General features: G+C 45.5%; 17 protein-coding genes. 11 read left to right on the top strand and 6 right to left on the bottom strand.

The window, feature by feature from the left end; genetic code table 11:
* Positions 1-151: 151 nt before the first annotated feature.
* Positions 152-736, bottom strand: coding sequence for a TRAP transporter small permease subunit (locus tag IBX48_RS05850; RefSeq protein ID WP_296831769.1), 585 nt, complete (start codon positions 734-736; stop codon positions 152-154).
* A gap of 94 nt (positions 737-830) precedes the next feature.
* On the bottom strand, positions 831-2126 hold the full coding sequence (locus IBX48_RS05845) for a GGDEF domain-containing protein (RefSeq protein ID WP_296831766.1): 1296 nt from the start codon (positions 2124-2126) through the stop codon (positions 831-833).
* Positions 2127-2258: 132 nt separating this feature from the next.
* On the opposite strand from IBX48_RS05845, the gene IBX48_RS05840 reads away from it, so the two are divergent.
* From IBX48_RS05840 to IBX48_RS05825, 4 genes are all read left to right on the top strand, one after another.
* Positions 2259-4445, top strand: a complete 2187-nt coding sequence (locus IBX48_RS05840) for a primosomal protein N' (protein ID WP_296831765.1) — start codon at positions 2259-2261, stop codon at positions 4443-4445.
* An 86-nt stretch (positions 4446-4531) separates the two neighbouring features.
* Entirely contained in the window at positions 4532-5035 is a 504-nt protein-coding gene (locus tag IBX48_RS05835; protein WP_296831763.1) for a TIGR03546 family protein, read from the top strand.
* Complete coding sequence (locus IBX48_RS05830; RefSeq protein ID WP_296831761.1) at positions 5032-6993, top strand: TIGR03545 family protein; 1962 nt, start codon at positions 5032-5034, stop codon at positions 6991-6993. Before IBX48_RS05835 ends, IBX48_RS05830 begins: the two co-directional genes overlap by 4 nt.
* 57 nt (positions 6994-7050) lie before the next feature.
* On the top strand, positions 7051-9930 hold the full coding sequence (locus IBX48_RS05825; protein ID WP_296831759.1) for a methyl-accepting chemotaxis protein: 2880 nt from the start codon (positions 7051-7053) through the stop codon (positions 9928-9930).
* Between the two features lie 86 nt (positions 9931-10016).
* Here the strand turns inward: IBX48_RS05825 and IBX48_RS05820 are convergent, their stop codons facing one another.
* The gene (locus IBX48_RS05820; RefSeq protein ID WP_296831756.1) at positions 10017-11426 is read right to left on the bottom strand and encodes an FAD-dependent oxidoreductase; all 1410 of its coding nucleotides are present in this window, start codon (positions 11424-11426) and stop codon (positions 10017-10019) included.
* Between the two features lie 54 nt (positions 11427-11480).
* Complete coding sequence (gltB, locus tag IBX48_RS05815; RefSeq protein ID WP_296831754.1) at positions 11481-15956, bottom strand: glutamate synthase large subunit; 4476 nt, start codon at positions 15954-15956, stop codon at positions 11481-11483.
* Positions 15957-16287: 331 nt separating this feature from the next.
* Between gltB and gdhA the strand changes: the two genes are divergently transcribed.
* Positions 16288-17637, top strand: a complete 1350-nt coding sequence (gene gdhA / locus IBX48_RS05810; protein ID WP_296831751.1) for an NADP-specific glutamate dehydrogenase — start codon at positions 16288-16290, stop codon at positions 17635-17637.
* A 73-nt stretch (positions 17638-17710) separates the two neighbouring features.
* On the opposite strand, the gene gpmI is transcribed toward gdhA, so the two are convergent.
* Positions 17711-19261 carry a 2,3-bisphosphoglycerate-independent phosphoglycerate mutase gene (gene gpmI / locus IBX48_RS05805; RefSeq protein ID WP_296831749.1) on the bottom strand — a complete coding sequence of 517 codons (1551 nt, stop codon included), beginning with the start codon at positions 19259-19261 and terminating at the stop codon, positions 17711-17713.
* A gap of 104 nt (positions 19262-19365) precedes the next feature.
* Here gpmI and IBX48_RS05800 point away from each other — a divergent pair, with 104 nt between their 5' ends.
* Genes IBX48_RS05800 through IBX48_RS05785 form a run of 4 tightly spaced genes read left to right on the top strand, consistent with a single transcriptional unit; the run spans position 19366 to position 21553 of the window.
* Complete coding sequence (locus IBX48_RS05800; RefSeq protein ID WP_296831747.1) at positions 19366-19815, top strand: rhodanese-like domain-containing protein; 450 nt, start codon at positions 19366-19368, stop codon at positions 19813-19815.
* Positions 19816-19818: 3 nt separating this feature from the next.
* Positions 19819-20073, top strand: coding sequence for a glutaredoxin 3 (grxC, locus tag IBX48_RS05795; RefSeq protein ID WP_296831745.1), 255 nt, complete (start codon positions 19819-19821; stop codon positions 20071-20073).
* A gap of 5 nt (positions 20074-20078) precedes the next feature.
* The gene (gene secB, locus IBX48_RS05790; RefSeq protein WP_296831742.1) at positions 20079-20537 is read left to right on the top strand and encodes a protein-export chaperone SecB; all 459 of its coding nucleotides are present in this window, start codon (positions 20079-20081) and stop codon (positions 20535-20537) included.
* 8 nt (positions 20538-20545) lie between these two features.
* Positions 20546-21553 carry an NAD(P)H-dependent glycerol-3-phosphate dehydrogenase gene (locus tag IBX48_RS05785; protein WP_296831740.1) on the top strand — a complete coding sequence of 336 codons (1008 nt, stop codon included), beginning with the start codon at positions 20546-20548 and terminating at the stop codon, positions 21551-21553.
* Between the two features lie 4 nt (positions 21554-21557).
* On the opposite strand, the gene IBX48_RS05780 is transcribed toward IBX48_RS05785, so the two are convergent.
* Positions 21558-22028 (bottom strand): tRNA (cytidine(34)-2'-O)-methyltransferase, encoded by a 471-nt coding sequence (locus tag IBX48_RS05780; RefSeq protein WP_296831738.1) that lies wholly within the window; start codon positions 22026-22028, stop codon positions 21558-21560.
* A gap of 17 nt (positions 22029-22045) precedes the next feature.
* On the opposite strand from IBX48_RS05780, the gene IBX48_RS05775 reads away from it, so the two are divergent.
* Both IBX48_RS05775 and tyrS read left to right on the top strand, forming a co-directional pair.
* Positions 22046-22990 (top strand): dihydroorotate dehydrogenase, encoded by a 945-nt coding sequence (locus tag IBX48_RS05775; RefSeq protein WP_296831736.1) that lies wholly within the window; start codon positions 22046-22048, stop codon positions 22988-22990.
* 30 nt (positions 22991-23020) lie between these two features.
* Entirely contained in the window at positions 23021-24214 is a 1194-nt protein-coding gene (gene tyrS, locus IBX48_RS05770) for a tyrosine--tRNA ligase (RefSeq protein WP_296831734.1), read from the top strand.
* Positions 24215-24386: the final 172 nt, after the last annotated feature.

The following is a 24386-nucleotide window of genomic DNA, read 5'->3' as shown; positions in this document are numbered from 1 at the left end:
CTGTTTAAAAATGCCATGTCAAATACACCAAATAAGCTGGCACCCAAAGCAAATAATAACGACACACCGGCGAGTGTAAAGGCGACTGGAAAACCAATTATTAAGGCCAATAAAACCAATGCAAATAACAGCAGAGCAAGCCATTCCATCGTTAAATGCCCTCCTGCAATTCATCTTGAAACTGCTCGGCTACAACACGTGAATCTAGCTGGTCGGCGGCAAATAACGCTAAACTATATTGCGCAATAAAAGCCAGAGTTTGCAAAAGCACCAGGCCTGCACTGACCAGAATCACGCTTTTAAGCAGATACAAATAAGCCAATCCACTGGCATCGGCCGAGCGTTCTTGAATCGCCCAACTGGCGGCAACATAATCCCAGCCCGCCCAAATAATAAAAACCATCATCGGCAATACAAAAAACACTGCGCCCACTAGGTTAATCCAATCTTTGCGGCGTTTTGATGCACGCTCATAAAACACATCCACGCGCACATGTTGATTTTGCTGGTAGGTATAAGCCAGCCCAAGCATAAAAATTAAGCCATGTACATACAGTAGGCTTTCGTCTAATTTGGTAGAGCTGAAATCGAAACCATAACGCAAAGTCACCGCTAAGCTGGCTAATACAACCAACACCAAAGTTAACCAAGCGACACCATGACCGACATGGGATTGAAAACGGTTTTGCCAACTAAGAAATTGGTTTAAGAAAACATAAGTAGGGTTTAGTTTCATGTTGATAATAGGTTTGAATAAAAAACGTTATTCTAACGCGGTTTTTGTAACAAGAGCGCGTTGGCTAGTTAAATCCACCCGATTAAATAACACGCTAATTAATCAATTTGGCTTCATAAAAGCGGAAGGTATTGCGCCCGCCGGATTTGGCTAAATACATCGCGGTGTCGGCTAAACGCATTAAGGTGCTTATTTCTTGGGCATCATCCGGATAAAAAGCGATGCCAATGCTGGCACCTATCTGCAAGGTATGACCTTCGATATGGTAAGAAGGAGAAAGGCCGTCAATAATATTCTGCGCGACTTTACCGGCGGTCTCGTGGGTTTGTGCGCCATTTAAAATCACCGTAAATTCATCGCCGCCTATACGTGCCAATAAATCCGATTGACGTAAAGATTGGCTTAATCGTTGCGCGACCGCAATCAGCAGCTTGTCACCCACGTCGTGGCCTAAATTATCGTTTACGTGTTTAAAGCGATCAAGGTCGATAAAAAGCAGCGCTAGGTTATGTTTGTCACGCTGGGCTTGTTTGAGTTCTTGATCCAGTTGTTGGTAAAACAAGGCACGGTTAGGTAGCTGGGTGAGGGCATCGCGAAACGCCAAGGTTTCGAGCTTTTCGGCTTGTTGTTTGGTGTGTTGAGCTTGTTGATAAAACCAGACAAAAAAATACCCCAACAGCAAAGACAAGGCGGCCAAACGTAAAAAATGCCAAAGCCACCAAGTGGCATCCCACAGGGCCGAATATTCAAACAAGACCGCCGATACCGCCAGCATTAAAGCCAAAATAGCCAAAGTATGATGCGAAAGGTGAGTTTGAGAATTCAGCATTAATTTTAGGCTGGCAATAAAAAAACCAGCGGCCCCGATGCTGTTAAATAGAATCGCAGTCTGGCTAAATATACCGTCTTCATACAGCATGTCTGGAAATAAATGGCTGGCGATGAGGGTCATAAAACTCAAACATAAGGCACCAAATAAACTCATCCAAGGTAGTTGCTTAAGCCAACGTGCCTGATGCCAAGATTGCGGTAAAGCGATGAGCGCAAAAAACAGGCCGCCAACCAATACGCCCAAACTATGCAAACTAACAAAGGTGTTGCCGGGCTCAACACTGCCGTGAAACGCGCCGATCACCGCCATCGCAATAAAACCAGACGCAATCCAATAAAATCGGTTACCAAGTTTGTCAGCGTGGATCAGCAGTATCAGATATAAACCTAGGCTGAGGTTCAGCAAAACCCCCGCACCCTCGATGGTGGAATGCAATGGAATATTTGGCCAAATGGCTTGTCCAAATAAACTGGGCATGGCTAAAGCCAAAATCAAAAGAACCACCAGGCCTGGTAAGATGACCCAAAGATAGTGGTTAGGAGTGTTTGGCTGTTTCAATGGTTTGACCTTTAATTTTTTGTGCTCTGATCTTCATTATGACCCTGAACTAGGCGCAAAACAACTTACGCGAAGCGTGTTAGTGACCCAGACTCGTTTATAATGACCTTAAATTTTTAACCAAAGAATCTCATGTTTGTCAAAGTTGCCCTCAATGGCCCATTTTTAACCGCGCTGGATTACGATTGCCCATTTGAACAAGTGCGACCAGGTGTACGGGTGCGGCTGCCGTTTCGAAATAAAACCAAAGTCGGCTTGATTCTGGCGTTAAGCAATGAAAGCGACTATGACCTCAGTAAGCTCAAAACGGTGACCGAAATACTCGATGAAAAGCCATTATTTAGTGAGCGGGAATTGAGTTTTTTAAGTTGGGCGGCGAGTTATTATCATGAACCGATTGGCGAAGTGGTTATGGCCGCTTTGCCCAAGCGTTTGCGTGCGGGTGAATCCGTGGCGCTTGAGGGTCTAAAACAATGGCAATGTACTGAGTTGGGTCAAACCATCTCAGTCGATGATTTAGCCAAAAATGCACCCAAACAGCGTGCAATTTGGCAGGCACTGAGTAACAACCAGGCCTGGTCGGAAGCCCAACTCAATCAAGCGTTTGAAAACTGGCGACCTCTAGTCAAAACTTGGCAAATCAAGGGCTGGCTAAATGTGAGTTATGGTTCGTGTTTGCCGCCTGTTCAATTTGCCGATAAACCTAATCATCAATTAAATACCGAGCAACAAACGGCGGTGGATTGTGTTTTGTCAGCAAAGGATGGGTTTGGTGCCTATTTGCTACAAGGGGTAACCGGTAGCGGTAAAACCGAAGTTTATTTGGCGATGATTGAGTCGGTATTAGCACAAGGAAAACAAGCCTTAGTGCTGGTGCCAGAAATTGGTTTAACCCCACAAACCGCCGCACGGTTTGAAGCCAGTTTGCAGCAACGTGTGGTGGCGTTGCATTCCGGTTTAAATGATCAAGAACGTCATTGTGCTTGGCAGGCGATTCGCAGCGGTGAAGTTAAGGTGTTGTTAGGTACACGTTCGGCGCTGTTTACCCCGTTTGCGAATTTGGGTTTGTGCATTATTGACGAAGAACACGATTTATCGTTTAAGCAGCAAGATGGTTTTCGTTACTCCGCGCGCGATTTGCTGGTGCGGCGTGCACAAATGCATAAAGTGCCGGTGGTGTTGGGGTCGGCTACGCCATCTTTAGAGTCGCTTTACAATGTGCAGCAGGGACGTTATCAAAAACTGGTGTTAACCCAACGCGCGGCCGCCGCAGAAATGCCGCGTATTCATTTATTGGATATTCGGGGTGAACGTTTAGCAGAAGGTGTGTCGGCGCCACTTAAAGCCGCAATGCAACGCCATTTAGAAACCAACGGCCAAGTGTTGTTGTTCTTAAATCGGCGTGGTTATGCGCCGGTGTTGATGTGTCATGATTGCGGTTGGCAAGCCGCTTGTCCAAGTTGCGATGCCAACTTAACCTACCACCAGGCCTGGAATGAACTGCGTTGTCATCATTGTGGCTATAGCGAAAAAAAACCGCTGGTTTGCCCGGATTGTCAGAGCAAAGAATTTGTGCGCGTCGGCCAAGGCACCGAACGTTTAGAGCAGATCATGAGTGCCTGGTTTCCAGAAAAAACCTTGGTGCGAATTGACCGCGATACCACACGTTTAAAAGGTGCGTTGGGCAAAAAAATCGAACAAGCGCGCAGTGGTGAGGCGGATATTTTAATTGGCACCCAAATGCTCGCCAAAGGCCATCACTTTCCAAATGTGACCTTAGTTGGGTTGTTAGATTTAGATCAAGGTTTATTCAGTGTGGATTATCGTGCCGCTGAACGTATGGCTCAGTTGATCGTGCAGGTTGCAGGTCGAGCAGGTCGAGCTGAACGTAAAGGTGAGGTGATGATTCAAACCCACCATCCCGAGCATCCTTTGCTCATGCGCTTGGTTTCAAAAGGCTACGATGACTTTGCACAACAAGCTTTAGCCGAGCGTAAATCGGCCCAGTTACCGCCTTATGGCTTTCAAATTCTGCTGCGTGCTGAAGCCTTCGACATCAATCAAGCGCTGGCGTTTTTAAACGGCATAAAAGACGCCTTGCTGGGCGTACAGGTGAGCGAGCCTTGTGAAGTTTGGGGGCCGGTGAGTGCGCCGATGGAACGACGCCAAGGGCGTTATCGTTATCATTTACTCATGCAGTCCGAAAGTCGAGCCGCTTTGCAGGCTTGGTTTAGTGCAATAGAATCGCAAATTTATCAATCACCTTTAGCGAGCAAAGTACGTTGGAGTGTGGATGTTGATCCGCAGGAATTGAGATAACGCAAGCAACGACTGAATGCCAGTTGCGTTTTAGGGGTTTCGGTTTAAAATTAGCCCACTATGTTTAAATTAATTAGGTAGCCCCTGTGACGATATTTATTAAGTTATTTAAAGCGCTTAATGCTAATCAGCATCCTGGGCAAATTGGCCTTTCGCTCACGTTGGGTCTGTTACTTGGGCTCACCCCGTTGTTTTTTCCGCATACCTTATTAACACTTTTGTTAATCATCCTGCTTAGAGTCAACATGTCCGCGGTGTTGGTGTCTTGGGCGGTATTTACCGGCTTAGCTTATGCGTTTGATCCTATTTTCCATCAGCTGGGGTTGTGGATACTTAACCATCCAGGCCTGGTGGATCACTGGACACAATGGTACAACCAAGCTTTCTGGCGTTTTATGTCATTTAACAATACGATTGTGATGGGCAGTATTTTGGTGGCTTATAGTCTAGCTTTGCCATTTTTTGGTTTAAGTTGGTTACTGGTGCGTGTTTATCGGCAGCGTTTCTTGGTTTGGGTAAATAAATTTAAACTGGTCCAAATGTTGAAAGTTTCAGATAAAGCCGAAAAAATGTCGGGATTTTTTAAATGAGCGAACAAAACCAAACCACACAGACACCGGAATCTACACCAACACAAAAACCAGCCGCCAAGCCGATTAAACCCAAAGGCTGGATTCGGTGGTCGGGTTTAATTGGGGTGTTGATTATGGTCGGGCTCGTGTTCGGCTTGGGGTATCTGGTCAGCAGCTGGGCTCTGAAAAGTAAAATTGAAAGTGTGGCCTCAAATGCTTGGGGAGCGAAAGTTGAGATTGACGATTTGAGCTTTAGTTTTGATCCGATCGGGATTGATTTAGCGGGCGTGCAAATTACCGACCCTGAACAACCGATGCAAAACTTGGTTGAGTTAAAGCAAGTACGTTTAAGTCTCAACCTTTATCATCTAGTGGTAAAACGTTTTGTGATAGAGGACATCACGATGGCTGGATTAGCCTTAAATCAACCGCGTCAAACCAGCGGCGTGTTACCTAAGCCGATCAAGGTGGCGTCGCAGCCGACAGAGGCCGAAACGGCGGACAAAAAGTCGGCCGGATTCAAGTTGCCTGCGGCCGCGATGCCGGATGCAAAAGAGGTCATCGCACGTGAGCGTTTGGATACAGTTGACCAGGCTAAGCGGATCGAAACGCTGGCCACTAGTACAGAAAACGAGTGGAAAAACATTGAAGATAGCTTGCCCACCGCACAAAGCTTAGCGCGTTATGAAGCCGAGCTTAAAGCAATTTTTGAAGGCAAGGTGAAAGACCACAATGACCTTAAACAACGCGAGCAACGCTTAAAAACCCTGCAGAAAACTTGGCAGGCCGATCAGGCCGCAATTCAGCAAGCCCAAAAATTTATCCAGAGTCGCCATACCGAAATAAGCCAAGGCCTAGGTCAGCTCGAAAAAATGCCCGACCAGGATTTACAACGCTTATTGTCCAGCTATTCGATGGATCAATCGGGTTTATCAAACCTAACCTATTTGTTATTTGGCGAAAGTGTTCAGCAAAAACTGCAGTTAGCTCTGAACTGGCATCGTAAAGCGCTGCCTTTAATCAAATGGATCGAAGAATATCGTGCCAAGTCAGCCGCCAATAAAGCCTTGGTTGAACAAACCAAAAAACCACGCGCGTTAGGTGAAAATGTGGCATTTCAAGAGTTTGATCAACAACCGAAATTTATGATCAAACGCCTAGACTTTGATGGTGATATTGAGTGGGGGGCGATCACTGCGAAACTGCGTGATGTGAATTTTGACCAAACCTTTAGCCAAAAACCCATTCGGTTTAATCTGTCGGCTAGTCCCACAACCCAAAAAAGCGCGTTGGTTATGGAGGGGTATAGTTCCACCTTAGAGACCGATAAACTCTTAACAAGCGTGCAGGCCAATTGGATTGATTACCAAGTCAATCAATGGTGGATGGCGAAAACCGATGTGTTACCAGTGCAGCTTGCTCAAGCTAAAGCGAATTTAACCGGCCAAATGGCGTTGACGGGGTTGAGTCAATTAGATGCTGATTTAAACATCCATTATCGTGATGCGGTATTTGACTTGTCGCAGACAAATTCGGCTCAGGTCACACGTTATTTGGCCCCGGCTTTTGCAGATATTCATCAATTTAAAGTGGATGCAAGTTTGAGAGGGCGTTTATTGTCGCCCAGAATTAGTGCCAGTTCGGATTTAGACAACCAGTTGTCGGCGGCCTTTAAACAAGTATTTGAACAAGAAATGCGCGCCTTTAAGCAGGATTTGGAGAAACAATTGCAAGCCAAACTAACTGAAATTAAACAGCCGATTGAAGCGGAGTTGCAGCGTTTAAATATTGATCAGTCAGCATTAGAAGATCAGGAAAAGGCTTTGCAAGTGATTCAGAACGAAGCGCAGAATCAATTAAAACAGTCTGAAGCTGAGTTAAAACAGCGTGTAGAGGCTGAAAAGAAACGACTTGAAAAAGAGGCCAAACAAAAAGTCGAAGATGAACTACGTAAGCGTATCAAGTTACCTTTTTAAGGTGTGAATTTAGAATCATCAACATAGAAAAAAACAATAAAAAATTTCTGAGGATATATGAAACAAAACTTGCCCGTAACACAACATGAATATCAAATCGCTGAAGGCGTTTCACTGGTTTCTGAAACTGATTTGTATGGAAATATCACTTATGCCAACCAAGCTTTTGTTGACGTCAGTGGTTACAGCTGGGAAGAATTAAAGGGTCAACCTCATAATCTTATCCGTCATCCAGATGTACCCGAAGCCGTCTTTGCAGACTTATGGGCAACGGTTAAATCTGGCGAGCCTTGGCACCAATACGTTAAAAACCGACGGAAAAATGGTGATCATTATTGGGTCGAAGCCAATATTGCGCCGGTAGAACAGAACGGTAAAGTGGTAGGCTTTAAATCGGTTAGAAGCACGATGCCGCGAAACTTGATTGATCCCGTTGAAGCGGCCTATCGATCTATACGTCAAGGCAAGTTATTAATTCGTGGTGGTGTATTGGTTAAACCCTGGCAGGAAAAACTGGCCAAGTGGAGTCCACTACCTAAACGCAGCATCTTGGCGAAAACCATGATTCCATTAGTGGCAATGGCGATTTTATGGAGCATTGTATTACAAGTTTATTTGCAGAATGTGGCGGATGATTTATATCAAAGTGCGGTAGCTGAGCGTCATGAGACGCTACAAAATACCTTAGAGTCCGAAATGAAAGGTGTAGAGACCATTGCTCTGACCAATACGGTGGGGATCGCGAGTAACTCGGCGGTAATTTATGGCCTGTATGACAGTCAAGATACGGTGCTCTGGCAAATTGTTCAGGTCAACTATAAACATTATGTTGAATCAGCGGGCCTTGAAGGCATCGGTCTGGCGATCTACAACGCCGATCTTAAACAGGTTACCCACCAAGGCGCGCCGATTAGCCTACAAAGTTTACCTAAAAATGCGCTAACCGAAGTCAGTTTTGAGCAGGGAGCAGGTTATGTGCGTGCGATTGTACCAGTTCCTTATGGTGATCGTATTCTGGGGGCAGTGGTGATGTCAATTCCGCTGAGCCATGTAGCGCTTCAAGAGTCGGCGGGTGACCGTTTGTATGCGACCTTGTCTGGTCCAAGTGAAAAAGTTGAGTTGCTCAAATCCGGTGAGCAGACGATTGATAGCCGAGTCGCACAAGTGTTAAGTGGTTTAAACTTGTCAGCACTGGTTACTGAGAATTTACATATACAAGGCGATTACCTGTTAATGGTTGAAAAAATTCCAACGGCTAACGGGCAAGTAGCTGCTCATTTGGTGGCGGAACCCATGACGATTTTAAATCGTGTATTGAGTGAAACCTATTTCATGATTTATGTGGCACAGGGAGCAATGTCGGGTGGTTTTATATTGCTGTTGTTCCAAGTGTTTACCCGCTTACGAGTGTCGGTGCTTAAACCTTTAAAACAAATGACCGAAAAAATGAACCGGGCCGCTGACAATGGCAGTTTATCTGTTCGAACTGAATCCTTAAGTGAAGATGAGTTAGGCCGAGTGGGTCGCAGCTTTAATCATTATATAACCGGTGTACAGCATCTAATGGTGTCGGTGTCCGATATGATTAAAGCGTTAGCAGAAGGTAAGTTGGATTATCGTATACAGGCTGATTCAAAAGGTGATTTGGACAATCTAAAAAAAGAAGTAAATCTATCAGCTGATGAAATACAACGCGTTCTAAATGAAATACAGCGTGCAATTCACTCACTTAAATTAAGTGACTACACCTATCAGGTTGAGGGTGAATACTCGGGTGAGTACGCTCGAATGGTATCGGATTTGCAAGCGGCTATGCACGAAACTCAGCAAGCCATTGGTTCGATTAACCAAACGATGCAAGCGATTGCAGAAGGTGAATTTTCTGAGCGCCTTAATCTTGAATTACAGGGTGATCTTGGTGAGTTAAAACGACATGTTAATGCCTCATTAGATCAGTTAGAAGCCGGTATTAGCGAAACGGTTGAGGTGTTGGTGGCTCAAAGTGAGGGTGATTTAACCAAGCGGATTTCCGGCATTTACTCGGGTAAGCTGGCGATGATGAAAGACTCGGTAAATAGTTCAATGTTGAAAATGTCTAATGCACTTGGTGAGATGCGTGTTGCTTCAGTTACTGTCGCCGAAGCCTCTCGACAAATTGCCAGTGGTAGTTCAGATTTATCTGATCGAATTCAAGATCAAGCCAGCTCCCTACAAAAAACGGTGAGTAATATGGATATGATTACCCAGGCGGTCAGAAGCAACGCACAAAATGCACAACAAGCCAATGAACTGGCTAACAGCGCAAAAAATCAAGCTCAAAACAGCAATGAGGTGATGAAACAAGCCCAGGACGCCATGGCTGCGTTGGCTAAATCAAGCCATAAAATTGCGGATATTATTGGCCTGATTGATAGTATCGCGTTCCAAACCAATTTATTGGCCTTAAATGCCGCGGTTGAAGCGGCGAGAGCGGGTGAGCAAGGTCGTGGTTTTGCGGTGGTTGCCGGAGAAGTGCGGACCTTGGCACAAAAGTCAGCGGAAGCGGCGTCTGATATTCGGACATTGATTGAGTTGAGTGTTAAGCAAGTCGATCAAAGCCAATCATTGGTCACCAAAACTGGCGAAGAGTTTGCGAATATTGTGGACGCTATTTTAAAAATGCATAATTTTATCGCAGAAATTTCACAGGCTAATCAAGAGCAGACCCATAGTATTGAACAAATTAATCATGCGATGGATGGTATGGATTCGGCTACGCAACAGAATGCGGCGTTAGTGGAGGAAACAGCGGCGGCGGCGGATACTCTGCGCCAAGAAGCCGATGAGATGCAATCTCAGGTTAACTTTTTTAGAATTGAATCTAGACGTCAAGCGGTGTTATCTTCAGCGCCCACCAAACCATTAAAAAATAGCAACAAAGTGAGTGATGAAACTTAATAATGGGTTAAGTTTAAGCTGAATAAAAAAGGTCGCGAAATGCGACCTTTTTTATGGCAAGCTAGTTTGGAAAAACGAGCGCTAGTTTAGACTTCCAGATAATCCAGAATACCTTCGGCCGCATCACGTGCTTCAGCTATCGCATGTACAACCAAGCTAGAACCGCGAACCATATCTCCGCCAGCAAAAATCTTAGGATTGGTCGTTTGGAACGGATAGAGGCTATCCTTCGAAGCGATCACACCTTGCCAGTTATTGGTTTGGATATCAAAGTCCTTAAACCAAGCCGGCGGGTTAGGCTGGAAACCAAATGCGACAATCACCGCATCACAAGGAATAACTTTTTCTGAACCCGGGATGGTTTCAGCACGGCGGCGGCCGTTTTCGTCTGGCTCACCCATCCGTGTTTCGATGACCTTAATGCCTTCAACTTTGTCAGTACCCATGATTTCAACCGGAGACAGGTTAAATTTAAACTGAACCCCTTCTTCCTTGGCGTTTTTAACTTCGGCACGTGAACCCGGCATGTTAGCTTCATCACGACGATAAACACAATAAACGTCACTCGCACCTTGGCGGATTGAGGTACGAGTGCAGTCCATAGTTGTGTCACCACCGCCTAACACCACAACACGCTTTCCTTGCATGCTTACAAATGGCTCGGGTGTTTGCTCGTAACCTAATTCATGTTTGACATTGCCAACCAAAAAATCTAAGGCTTTGTATACGCCTACTAAATCTTCACCCGGAAAACCACCGGTCATGGGCTTGTAGGTTCCCATACCAATGAATACCGCGTCATAGTCGTTAACCAAATCAGAAAATTGAATATCTTTGCCAATTTCGACATTCAAACGGAATTCAATTCCCATTTTTTCAAACACTTCACGTCGGTGTTTGATCAAATCTTTATCTAATTTGAACTGCGGAATACCAAAGGTCAATAAACCCCCGATTTCAGGCTGCTTATCAAACACAACCGGTTGCACGCCATTGCGGATTAAAACGTCTGCTGCGGCTAATCCAGCTGGACCGGCGCCGACTATGGCGACTTTCTTGTCTGTTTTAACAACCTGAGACATATCCGGTGACCAGCCTGTCGCAATCGCTGTATCCGTAATAAATTTCTCGACGGCCCCAATCGTGACTGCGCCGAAGTTGGTGTCATGAAGTGTACAGGCTTCTTCGCACAGACGATCCTGTGGACAAATACGACCACACATCTCAGGTAATGAATTGGTTTTGTGTGACAGTTCAACCGCTTCCATTACATTACCTTCGGCAATTAATTTAAGCCAGTTAGGTATGTAGTTATGCACTGGGCAAGCCCACTCACAATAGGGGTTGCCGCAGTGTAAACAGCGATCCGCTTGAGCCATAGCTTGGCTGGCCTCGAAACTACTGTAGATTTCAGCGAAGTTGGTTTTGCGCTCAGCGGCATCTAGTTTAGAAGGCAGCTGACGGTCGAGTTCTAAAAATTGTCTTACATTTGGCATTCGATTAGTTCCTTATAAGCCTGGCTTTTACAGCCAGGTCAACGCATTATCAGCTTAAGCGGCTTCTGTTCCGAATAGACGGAACAGGGTATCAATGTCAATCGCTAAGGATTTGACTAGCCAGAAGTGCCCGACATAATGACTGAAGCTGTCTAGAACTTCCTGTCCCCAAGGGCTATGCGTTTTCTCGACATATTCTTTAATCAGGGTTTTTAAATATACCCGGTATTCTTCGGTGCTTTCGGTATCAATGCGAATCGCTTCTACCATTTCGGTGTTAAGACGATCCGGTAGCATACGATCTTGGTCTAGTACAAATGCCATACCACCCGACATGCCGGCACCAAAGTTGACGCCGACTTCACCCAGACTAACAACTGTGCCCCCGGTCATATATTCACAACCATGGTCACCTAGCCCTTCAACAACGGCGACGGCGCCTGAGTTACGAACCGCAAAACGTTCGCCACCGGTTCCATGAGCGAATAATTTACCACCGGTTGCACCATATAAACAGGTGTTACCAACTATCGGTGTATCTTTCGGATCAAACACATAACCGCTTGGTGGGCAGACCACAATTTCGCCGCCCGCCATGCCTTTGCCGACATAATCATTGGCATCGCCTTCAAGGTGAAGGTTAAGACCGTCAACGTTAAACACGCCAAAAGACTGTCCGGCGATACCGGTTAACTTTAAGGTGATCGGCGCTGACTTCATGCCGTCGTTGCCATAACGCTGTGCGATTTCACCGGCCAGGCGTGCGCCAATTGAGCGACCCGTGTTAACCAGTTTAAAGTTAAAGATGCCACCGGATTTGGCTTCGATAGCCGGTAAGACTTCCTTAACCATGTTTTCGGCAATTTCACCACGATCCCATGGATTGTTACGTTCAACTTGCACCGTTTGAGGTTTGTCAGCGGGCACACCACCATCGGTAATGATGGATGACAAATCCAAGTTACGCTGCTTAGCGGTTAATGGCTCATCAATCACTTTGAGTAGATCAACACGGCCAACTAGTTCTTTAAGCGAGCGAACACCCAATTTAGCCATCCATTCACGAGTTTCTTTGGCAACAAACTCAAAGTAGTGCATGACCATTTCTGGTAAACCAATAAAGTGCTCTTTACGTAAACGTTCATCTTGGGTTGCCACACCTACGGCGCAAGTGTTTAGATGGCAAATACGCAGATATTTACAGCCTAATGCAATCATGGGCGCAGTACCAAAACCAAACGATTCGGCACCGAGTATCGCGGTTTTAATAACATCTAAACCGGTTTTTAAGCCGCCATCCGCTTGCAGAATAACTTGACCACGTAAATCGTTTGCGCGAAGTACTTGATGCGTTTCAGCTAACCCCATTTCAAACGGGTTGCCGGCATATTTAACCGACGTTAATGGGCTTGCACCCGTGCCGCCATCATAACCCGAGATGGTGATCAGGTCGGCATAAGCTTTCGCTACACCAGCCGCAATTGTGCCAACACCGGGTTCGGCGACCAGTTTTACTGAAATCAAGGCGTTTGGATTGACTTGTTTTAGGTCGTAAATTAACTGCGCCAAATCCTCAATCGAATAGATGTCATGGTGGGGTGGGGGTGAAATCAGCGTCACACCCGGTACGGAGTGACGTAACTTAGCAATTGTCATGTCCACTTTATGACCTGGTAGCTGGCCACCTTCACCTGGCTTAGCACCTTGCGCGACTTTAATTTGGATGACTTCAGCATTACGTAAATAATGAGCCGTTACACCAAAACGTCCGGATGCAACCTGCTTAATTTTCGACATCTTTTCGGTGCCATAACGCGATGGGTCTTCTGCTCCCTCACCCGAGTTAGAACGTGCGCCTAAGCGATTCATTGCAATCGCCAATGCTTCATGGGCTTCAGGCGATAAAGCACCTAACGAAATACCGGCGCTATCAAAACGTTTATAAATGTCGGTTAGAGGTTCAACTTCATCCAGTGGTATCGATTTAACATCGTCACGGAAAGTGATCATGTCACGGATCGTCATAGCCGGACGATTGTTGACCAAGTCCGCAAATTTATCGTAATAAACCTGCTCACCGGTTTGTACGGCTTTACGTAAGTTTTCTACTACATCTGGGTTGTAAGCATGGTATTCGCCACCGTGAACGTATTTAAGTAACCCACCTTGTTGCATGGATTTACGTGGATTAAAGGCTTCCCAAGCAAGACGTTTCTGATCTAACTCAAGATGTTCAAACAACGCACCTTCAATACGATTGGTTGTGCCTGGGAAACAAAGTGAGACAATTTCTGTGCTTAGCCCCACGCTTTCAAACAGCTGTGAACCACGATAAGAAGGTAGGGTTGAGATCCCCATCTTCGACATGATTTTTAGTAATCCTTTGTTAATGCCTTTGCGGTAGTTTTTGATGTATTTACTCACTGGCGTAGCATTGTCCAGTTCACGTGTACGCAGCATGTCTTGAATGCTTTCGTAAGCAAGATATGGGTAAACGGCGGTTGCGCCATAACCAAATAACACGGCAAAATGATGTGGATCACGTGCTGTCGCGGTTTCGACCACGATATTGGTTTCGGTACGCAAACCTTCACGAATCAAACGATGGTGTACCGCACCAGTCGCCATAATGGCTGGAATAGTCACCAGGCCTGGTTGGATATCTAGGTCGGTTAAAATCAACAAGGTTTTGTTTGCTTTAGCGGCCGCCACGGCTTGGTCACAAACCGCAATAATGGCCTGCTCTAGATCTGTTTGGGTCGCGTCATAATGCAAACTGATATCTTGTTGTTGATAGTTTGGGTCGGTTAATTCGCGTAACTGCACCATCATTGATGGGCTAAGAATCGGCGATTGAACTTCTAAACGTTTCGCATGCTCAGGGCCTTCTTCAAACATGTTTAGCTCGCGCCCAAAACAGGTGTTTAAAGACATCACAATTGCTTCGCGCAATGGATCGATTGGAGGATTGGTGACTTGTGCAAACATCTGACGGAAATAATCAAACACTGAACGAGGTTTGTGAGAGAAAACCGGAAGCGGCGCATCATCTCCCATCGAACCGATGGCTTCTTGAGAAGATTCCGCCAACACTCGAATAATCTGATCACGTTCTTCAAACGTCACTTGGAAGTATTTTTGATAGGTATCGGTTAACTGATCTGTCCAGCCACGAGTTGACTCTTCACGTCCCATTTGCTCTTCAAGACGCATGTAGCCTTGATCCATCCATTGACGGTAAGGTTTGGCCGTTTTTAAGGCATCATCAATTTGCTGGGGTTTAAGCAGTTGGCCGTTTTCAAGATCAACGGCAATCACTTGGCCAGGTTTTAAACGGCCTTTTTCTACTACGTCTTCAGGCGCATAGTCGTACACGCCGATTTCTGAAGCAAACGTAATATGACGATCTTTTGTAATGACATAACGTGTCGGACGCAAACCGTTACGGTCAACACCACAGATCGCATATTTACCGGTGTTAATAACCATGCCGGCTGGGCCATCCCAGGGTTCCATGTGCATAGAGTTATATTCTAGGAAGGCTTTAAGGTCGGCATCCATGTGGGGCACGTTCTGCCAAGCGGGCGGAATCAACAAACGTAACGCTTGAAATACCGACATGTCACCCATCATCAAAACTTCAAGCATATTGTCCAAGCTATTAGAGTCCGAACCTTCTTGAGCAACTAGGGGCTTCAAGTCGGCTAAGTCGGGTAGCAACGGCGTTTCAAATTTTTTCTGACGAGCTAATGCCCAGTTACGGTTGCCGCGAATCGTGTTTAATTCACCATTGTGGGCTAAAAAGCGGAATGGCTGCGCCAAACGCCACTGTGGCATAGTGTTGGTTGAGAAACGCTGGTGATAGGAAATCGATGACGACTCAAACCCTGGGTTCTGAAGGTCCAAATAGAACTCTTGCAGTTCTTTTGGCATTACCAAGCCTTTGTAAGATAAAAGCTGGGTATTTAAAGAAGCAACGTAAAAGGTTTTGTCGTTTGGTTCAATCGCCATTTCTGTTTTGCGACGTGCGCTGAACAATAGACGATTAAATTCGGCTTCTGAAACACCGGTCTCTGCATTTACATAAACTTGTTCAATAACGGGCTCCATGGAAGCCGCTTGCTCACCCAGTACACCCGATTTAACCGGCACTTTACGCCAGCCAGCGACACTCAGTCCACGTGTCGTGAGTTCAGTTTCTAGTGTTTGGCGTGCTTTATCCGCAAGTGCGGGGTCTTGGTTCAGGAATAACATGCCAACAGCATAGGTATCGTTTAAGTTGATGCTTAAACTTTGAGCTTCCGTTCTTAAAAATGTGTCCGGTTTTTTAATTAAGATACCGCAACCATCCCCAGTGCAGCAGTCAGCGGCCACTCCGCCGCGGTGTGTCATGTTGGCAAGGGATTGAATTGCCGCCTGAACGACCCAGTGACTGGGTTTGTCATCCATATTGGCAATAAGCCCGAAGCCACAGTTCTCTTTTTCAAAATCTGGGGAGTAAAGGCCTTTTAGGGTGTTGAGTGAATTCATGTCTAACGGTTCCTTATTGTCTGGGGTTGCGGGTCGATTAAGCAGCTTAACGAAAAGCCTTATTAACTCACAATTATATGCGCCCAGTGCGCTTTCAAGTTGTTGATTTATTTTTCCTTTTAACGTCAAACATATGAAAAAAGGGGTCGCTACTTTACAGTTAAAGCGCTTAAGTGTCAATAAGCAGTTTTTTGTGAAGCCTTTATTTAAAGTGATTCAGCGCTTTATTAGATTATAATAATCTGTTGCTCCTTGATTTGGTTTAAATCAAACGGGGGTTTTCAATAAAAAATAGCGCAGAACCACGAGTTTACGAGGGTAGGAAGTTTTTATGACGCAGAAATTAGAAGAAAATTTGGGGTTGATTTACCAAGAGGTTTTGAACCGCAACCCAGGCGAACCGGAATTTCAACAAGCCGCTTTGGAGGTGTTCGAAAGTTTAAACCCGGTGATGGCGAAGCACCCTGAGATTGCGAAAAACAAAATTTTGCAACGCATATGCGAGCCGGAACGCCAGATTATTTTTCGCGTGCCTTGGGTGGATGATCGTGGTGAAGTTCAGGTTAATCGCGGCTTTCGGGTCGAGTTTAATAGCGCGCTTGGGCCTTATAAGGGTGGAATTCGTTTTCACCCCTCGGTTAATTTAAGTGTCATAAAGTTTTTAGGTTTTGAACAGATTTTCAAAAACTCCCTGACAGGTTTGCCTATTGGTGGCGGCAAAGGCGGTAGTGATTTTGATCCTAAGGGGAAATCGGATAATGAAATTATGCGTTTCTGCCAGAGTTTTATGACCGAGCTTTATCGCCATATCGGTGAACACACGGATGTGCCGGCCGGCGACATTGGTGTTGGCGCACGTGAGATAGGTTATATGTTTGGACAATACAAACGCATTACCAATCGTTACGAATCAGGCGTGTTTACCGGTAAAGGCGTGGCGTGGGGTGGCTCTTTAGCGCGTAAAGAGGCGACCGGTTATGGCACTGTGTTTTTTGCTGAAGAGATGCTTAAAGCGCGAGGCGATCAGCTGGCCGGTAAGCGGGTTGTGGTTTCTGGGTCGGGTAATGTAGCGATTTATGCGATCGAAAAAGCCATGACCTATGGTGCAAAAGTTATCGCTTGTTCAGATTCGACAGGTTATATCCTCGATGAAAAAGGCTTGGATCTTGACTTGATTAAGCGTTTAAAAGAAGTAGAGTATGCGCGTATCGAAAAATATGCCGAAGAAGTAAAGCATGCGAAATTCTTTAAAGGCGGTTCGATTTGGTCGGTGCCTTGCGATGTCGCTTTGCCGTGTGCAACGCAGAATGAGTTAAATGCCAAGGATGCCGAAATGCTGATTAAAAATGGCTGCATTGCGGTGGCAGAAGGTGCAAATATGCCTTGCACGCCAGATGCCATTCGTTTATTCCAAGCGGCTAAAATAGCTTATGGTCCAGGAAAAGCCGCCAATGCCGGTGGTGTTGCGACTAGTGCGTTAGAGATGCAGCAAAATGCCAGTCGTGATTCTTGGACGCACGATTATACGGAAGGGCGTTTAAAAGAGATTATGATTAATATTCACAAGACGTGTTTTGAAACGGCGGAAGAGTATGGTTGTCCTGGCGATTATGTAATGGGTGCCAATATCGCAGGATTCTTAAGGGTAAGTAATGCGATTGATGCAATGGGCGTGATTTAGATTAAAGCCGTTTTTTAAGTTGCTTTTGAAGATCACCAGGCCTGCTTATTAGCAGGCCTGGTTGTTTATGTGACTAGGAAAGTAAAGACAGTCCTGTCATTTCTTGCGGTTTTTCAATTTCCATCATATCAAGCAGTGTTGGGATCACATCGGGCAAACTGCCCCCTTCGCGTAATTTTGTCTGACGATGTCCTACATAGACAATAGGTACTGGATTAGTCGTGTGTGCGGTGAGTGGGCTATTGGTGCTGTCGTCCCAAAGTTGTTCAATGTTGCCGTGGTCGGCGGTGATTAGCAATTCGCCATCGGCTTCTTTGATGGCTTGTAGGATGCGGCCAAGTGCGGTGTCAATGGCTTCAACGGCTAATTTGCAGGCATCCATGTTGCCGGAGTGTCCCACCATGTCTGGGTTGGCTAGGTTGCAAATAAAGGTGTCGTATTTGCCGGATTGAATGGCTTCGCACAGATTATCTGTGACTTCTACGACGCTCATTTCAGGTTGCAGGTCATAGGTAGACACTTTGGGTGACGGGACTAATATTCGATCTTCGCCTTTGTTGGGCGCCTCAATGCCACCATTTAAAAAGAAGGTAACGTGCGCATACTTCTCAGTTTCGGCAATGCGAAGCTGGGTTAGACCTTTTTTTGATACCCACTCACCAAAGGTATTGATGAGTTTAGTCGGGCGGTAGGCAATGCTTACGTCAAAGTTTTTGTTGTATTCAGTTAGGGTTACAAAGTCACTCAATACCGGCGTGACATCGCGATGAAAATCAGCAAAATCTTTTTCAATGAAAGCGCGGGTGAGTTGACGGGCGCGATCCGAGCGGTAGTTCATAAAGATAATGGCGTCGCCATCTTTAACCTTAACGGGTTTGCCGCTTTTTCGTAGAATGCTTGTGGCTTGAATGAATTCATCGGTTTCACCTCGAGCATAAGCCTGGCTCACGGCTTCTTTTGCTGAGCTGGCTGTGAATTCAGCTTTACCAGCACTAATTACCTCAAACGCTTTTTGTACACGTTCCCAGCGGTTGTCTCGATCTAGGGCGAAGTAACGGCCAGTGATCGAGGCGATACGGCCACCACCGATTTCTTTCATGTGAGTTTCAATTTCTTTGATATAACCTTGTGCGCTTTCAGGTGCGGTGTCGCGGCCATCAGTGAAAACATGTAAATAGGTTTTTGCACCACGTCTAACGGCTAGTGTTAAGGCCGCTTTGATGTGGCTAATGTGCGAGTGAACACCGCCATCTGAAAGCAGGCCCATAATATGAACGGCTCGTCCGCGTGAAGTGGCGTTATCAATGGCGTGCACAAAAGCACTGTTTTCAAAAAAGGTGCCCTCTTCAATGGATTTTTGAATGCGGGTCAGTTCTTGATAAACTACACGTCCAGCGCCTAAGTTTAAGTGTCCCACTTCAGAGTTACCCATTTGGCCGTCTGGTAAGCCAACATTAAGGCCCGATGTGTGAATCAGTGTATGAGGATGTTTAGCAAGTAGAGCATCCCAGTTTGGGGTGTTGGCCTGAGCGATGGCGTTATGTTCAAATTTTTCGCTATGGCCCCATCCATCAAGGATGATTAAGCCAGTTGGTCGATGTTGAGGTTTTGCTGTCTTGCTCATGGGGTATCCTGCATAAGATAAATTATAAAATTATCGTTCATTGTAGCGGCTTTCGCTGTTAAAATCATCAGGTTTGCAAGTTTGTCATAGTAAGGAATCACTTAATGTTTATTGAATTCGTCCAGCAAGAGTTCTTGCTCTTTATTGCACTCGGTATTATCGCGATGATGCTGTTGTATAGTTATGTTGGTGATCGGTTTTTAGGTTATAAGCAAGTGTCACCCGAAGAGGCGACCCGCCTTTATAATCAAGGTGCGCTATTAGTAGATGTAAGATCGGATGCCGAATATAAGACTGGGTATATAGGTGAGGCACGCCATATTCCGGTTGCAGACTTAAAGTCTAAGCTGCCGAGTTTGAGTGCCCACAAAGATAAGAGTGTGTTGCTTTACTGTCAGTCAGGCGCTCGCTCAGCTGGTGCGGCCAACACCTTAGTTAAAGAAGGTTTTACTCAGGTGTTTAATTTGAGAGGCGGTATTATGGCGTGGAAAATGTCCAGTTTACCGTTAAATCAACCGGTGTCGCGTAAAACACGTCGCAAAACTAAGGCTTGAATAATGAGCGAAATTATTGTCTACGCTAACCAGTCCTGTCCTTTTTGTATCCGAGCCCGAAAGCTGTTGGATGTTAAAGGGTTGGAGTACGAGTTGATTGATGTTACTAGTTCACCAGGACGTTGGGTTCAAATGGAAGAGCGCTCAGGTCGTAATACTATTCCCCAGGTTTTTGTTAAAGGCCAGCACGTGGGTGGTTATGATGATTTATATGCCGCTGATCAGTCGGGTCGGTTAGATGAAATGTTAAAAGGATAAGACGCATGTCGGAAATAGCAGAAAAAAACTTTATCATTCGTAAGGTTTACACTAAAAACGTGTCATTTGAGGCGCCTAATTCCCCGCAAATTTTTACGTTAGAATTCGATCCAAAAATGGATGTGACGTTAAACGTTGAGAGTTTTAAAATTGAAGAGTCACTCTATCATGCGCTTATCCGTTTAACCGTGACCGTTAAAGTTGAGGATAAAACGGCCTTTTTGTGTGAAGTTGAGCAAGCGGGTATTTTCGTTCTGACCGGTTTTGACGACAATGAGCTCAGTTATATGCTCGGCAGTCATTGTCCAAATGCGCTGTTTCCATTTGCGCGTGAAGCAGTGTCTGATCTAGTGGTGCGTGGCGGCTTCCCGCAGTTGTTGGTAGATCCGGTCAATTTTGATGCCTTGTATGCGGATCATATGAAACAACGTCAGGCACAGCAGTCCACCCCGGAAGCTGGCTAGAAATCGTGATGTCTAATATAGCGGTACTTGGCGCGGGTGCTTGGGGCACGGCGTTGGCCATTCATCTAGCAAGAGCGGGCCACAAAGTTCACTTGTGGGCGCACAGCGCGACTCATGCTGAGCAAATGGAGTTACAGCGAGAAAACACGCGTTATTTGGCAGGTTTTACATTACCACCAGGCCTGGTGGTTACTCATCAGCTGGACGCAGCTTTGAAAGGTTCTGAAGCCGTCTTGCTAGTTGTGCCAAGTGATGCTTTTTCCGGCGTATTAAAACAAGTTTCTAATATTTTAGGGACTTCGCCGGCTTACTTGGCTTGGGCAACGAAAGGGTTTGAGCCAGAGCATCACCGATTATTACATCAAGTGGTTCAGGCTCAGCTTGGCCTAGACACACCTATTGCTGTGCTGTCAGGCCCAACTTTTGCTGATGAGGTCGCGCAAGGACTACCGACCGCTATGGTGAGTGCCTCCCCGCAAGCGGATCAGGCTCAGTTTTGGGCGGATGCATTTCATACTGACCGCTTTCGCGTTTATACTCAGGCCGATATTGCAGGTGTTGAGGTCGGTGGCGCTTATAAAAACATTATGGCGATTGCGACCGGGGTAAGTGATGGTTTAGGTTTGGGCGCAAATGCGCGCGCCGCTCTCATTTCTCGAGGCATGGCTGAAATGATGCGTTTTGGCTCTATTTATAATGCGTTGCCTGAAACTTTGATGGGTTTGGCGGGGTTGGGCGATTTGGTTTTAACTTGTACGGATGATTTGTCGCGTAACCGTCGTTTTGGTTTGCGCTTAGCGCAATCAGGTAAGTCGGCGTTAGAAGTGCAGCAAGAGATCGGTCAAGTGGTTGAAGGCGTGAAAGCCGTTAAGGTTGTGAAATACCTGGCCGACAAACACCAGTTGGATTTACCGATTATGCAGCAAGTCTATGCGCTTGTTATGCAAGAAATAACCCCCAAACAAGCCGTTTCTCAGTTGTTATCGCGCACATCTAAATCTGAAGCTGAGGTTTAACGCTTTAATTATTGGATAGGTCGGCGTAGTCTAATTGTCGCCAAGCTTCATAGGTCATAATAGAAACGGCATTCGCTAAATTAATGCTGCGAGCCCCAGTTTTCATAGGGATGCGAAGCCTTTGTTCAGGGCTAATCTGCTCTAACACATCAGCAGGAAGCCCACGACTTTCGGGACCAAATAAAAATGCGTCACCTTGTTGGTAGCGAGGACTACTATGCGGTTGAGTGCCTTTAGTGGTTAAAGCAAAAACACGTTTAATGTCATGGTCTTTAAGGCAGGTGTTAAGATCAGTATGCTCATAAACATTGGCCAGTTCATGATAGTCGAGGCCAGCACGGCGCACTCGTTTCTCGCTTAGATCAAATGCAAATGGGTGAATTAAATGCAAATAAGCCCCCATGTTAGCGCTTAAACGAATTAAGGCGCCAGTGTTTTGCGGGATTTCGGGCTCGTATAAAATAATATGTAACATAATGATTAGGTGACGTCGTGGTAGATTTATCCGTTAATATTTGTGGTGTTCAATGTAACTCACCGGTTGCTATGGCTTCTGGTAACGCGGGGTATGGCCTTGAGTACCACGCGGTTTCGGGGTTTAGTAACCGCGACGTAGGCGCTGTGTTCTTAAAGGGCACGACACTTGAGCCGAAGTTGGGTAACAAGCCGGAACGTGTTTGGGAAACGCCAAATGGATTGTTAAACTCAATTGGGCTTCAGAACCCAGGGGTGGATTATGTGATAAACCACCTGTTGACGCAACTGGATTATTCGCAAACACAATTTTTCGCCAATGTATCCGGCTCAAGTATTGAAGAGTATGCAGAAGTCTGTAAACGCTTTGATGATACGTCGTTAGCGGGTTTAGAGGTGAATATTTCTTGCCCTAATGTTAAAAAGGGTGGCGCCGCCTTTGGTAACGATCCCGATATGGCGGCGCGAGTGGTTGAGGCTTGTCGACAAGCGACGACAAAACCTTTAATTGTAAAGTTATCGCCGAATCAAACGGATATTGCGGAAGGGGCACGGCGTGTAATTGAAGCTGGCGCGGATGCGTTATCGGCGATTAACACTTTGATGGGCATGTCGATCAATATTGATAATTGGCGTCCAGACCTGGGTAATAATCAAGGTGGTTTGTCGGGTTCCGCTATTAAACCGATCGCATTGTTAAAAGTGCATCAGGTGTATCAGGTCGCCAAACAACACAATATTCCAATCATTGGGTTGGGTGGCATCAGCTGCGCTGAAGATGCGATTGAATTTATGTTGGCGGGGGCGTCAATGATTGCTGTTGGCACCGCGCTTGCAAAAGACCCATTGTTGATTAAGAAGATCAATAAGGATATCGTCCGTTATTTAAGTAAACGTGGTTTGCAATCGGTTACTGAGTTAACGGGTCGTCTTGAGTTAAATAGCAACACAGTGTTGTGTTAAAAATAGAGTTAATGAATTTAGAGAGAAAAAATGTTATCAATTGATGAACAGTTGGCCGTGATTAAACGCGGAGCAGAAGAGATTCTAGTTGAGTCTGAGTTGGTCGAAAAGTTAAAGCTCGGACGCCCTTTAATTGTAAAGGCTGGGTTTGATCCAACTGCGCCTGATTTACATTTAGGTCATACGGTCCTTATTAATAAATTAAAGCAGTTTCAGGATATGGGTCATGAAATTCATTTTTTGATCGGCGATTTTACCGCCATGATCGGCGACCCAACTGGCAAAAGCGCCACACGACCACCACTTTCAGCCGAAGCGATTGCGCAAAATGCACAAACCTATCAGGATCAGGTGTTTAAAATTCTGGACCCTGCGAAAACCAAGGTTGTCTTTAATTCGGCTTGGTTTAATAGTGTGAGTGCGGCAGACATGATTAAGCTGGCTGCGAGCTCGACTGTTGCTCGAATGTTAGAGCGTAACGATTTTGAAGATCGTTATCGTTCTGGAACACCTATCGCCATTCATGAGTTTTTGTATCCATTAGTGCAAGGTTACGACTCTGTTGTAATGAATGCCGATATCGAGCTTGGCGGTACGGATCAAAAGTTTAATCTTTTGATGGGACGTCAACTACAGCATCATTATGGTAAAAAGCCACAGGTTACACTTACTATGCCTATCCTGGAAGGTTTGGATGGCGTGCAGAAGATGTCCAAGTCACTTAATAATTATATAGGTATTCAGGATCAGCCCAATGATATGTTCGGCAAAGTTATGTCAGTATCAGATGAATTGATGTGGCGTTATTTTGAATTATTAAGTTTTGAATCATTAGAAACCATTGCACAATTCAAACATGCTGTCGCTGAAGGTGAGAATCCTCGTAATATAAAAGTTAAGCTGGCAATGGAGTTGGTGGCACGTTTTCACTCACCACAAGCTGCTCAGTCGGCATTAAATGATTTCGAAACACGTTTCTCTAAAAATGCGATTCCAGACGAGATGCCGGAGTTTATATTTAATGCAGAGATGGCGCTTGCTAACTTATTAAAAGAAGCCGGCCTGGTGGCAACCACTTCTGAAGCACACCGTATGATCAAACAAGGTGCGGTTAAATTAAATGGTGAGCGTTTAGAAGATGGACGCCAAATATTTTCAAATGTGGTTGACCAAGTATTTCAAGTCGGTAAACGTAAATTTGCACGCGTGACGGTATCCATATAATTTAAAAAACGTTGTAATAACGTCCTTGCTAGATGCTGGGCTGTGAAGAAATCTGTGGATAAGTTGTCACTAACTGGGTCATAAGCTGGGTTTATTAAAAAAAGTATCGTTTTTATGAAAAAACAGTTGCAAGCAAGCGGGGAGTCTGTAGAATACGCCTCACTTCGCAGCC

This window comes from Thiomicrospira sp., assembly GCF_014859555.1.
In the GTDB taxonomy this organism is placed as follows: domain Bacteria; phylum Pseudomonadota; class Gammaproteobacteria; order Thiomicrospirales; family Thiomicrospiraceae; genus Thiomicrospira.
This window is presented reverse-complemented; position numbering and strand designations above follow the sequence as displayed.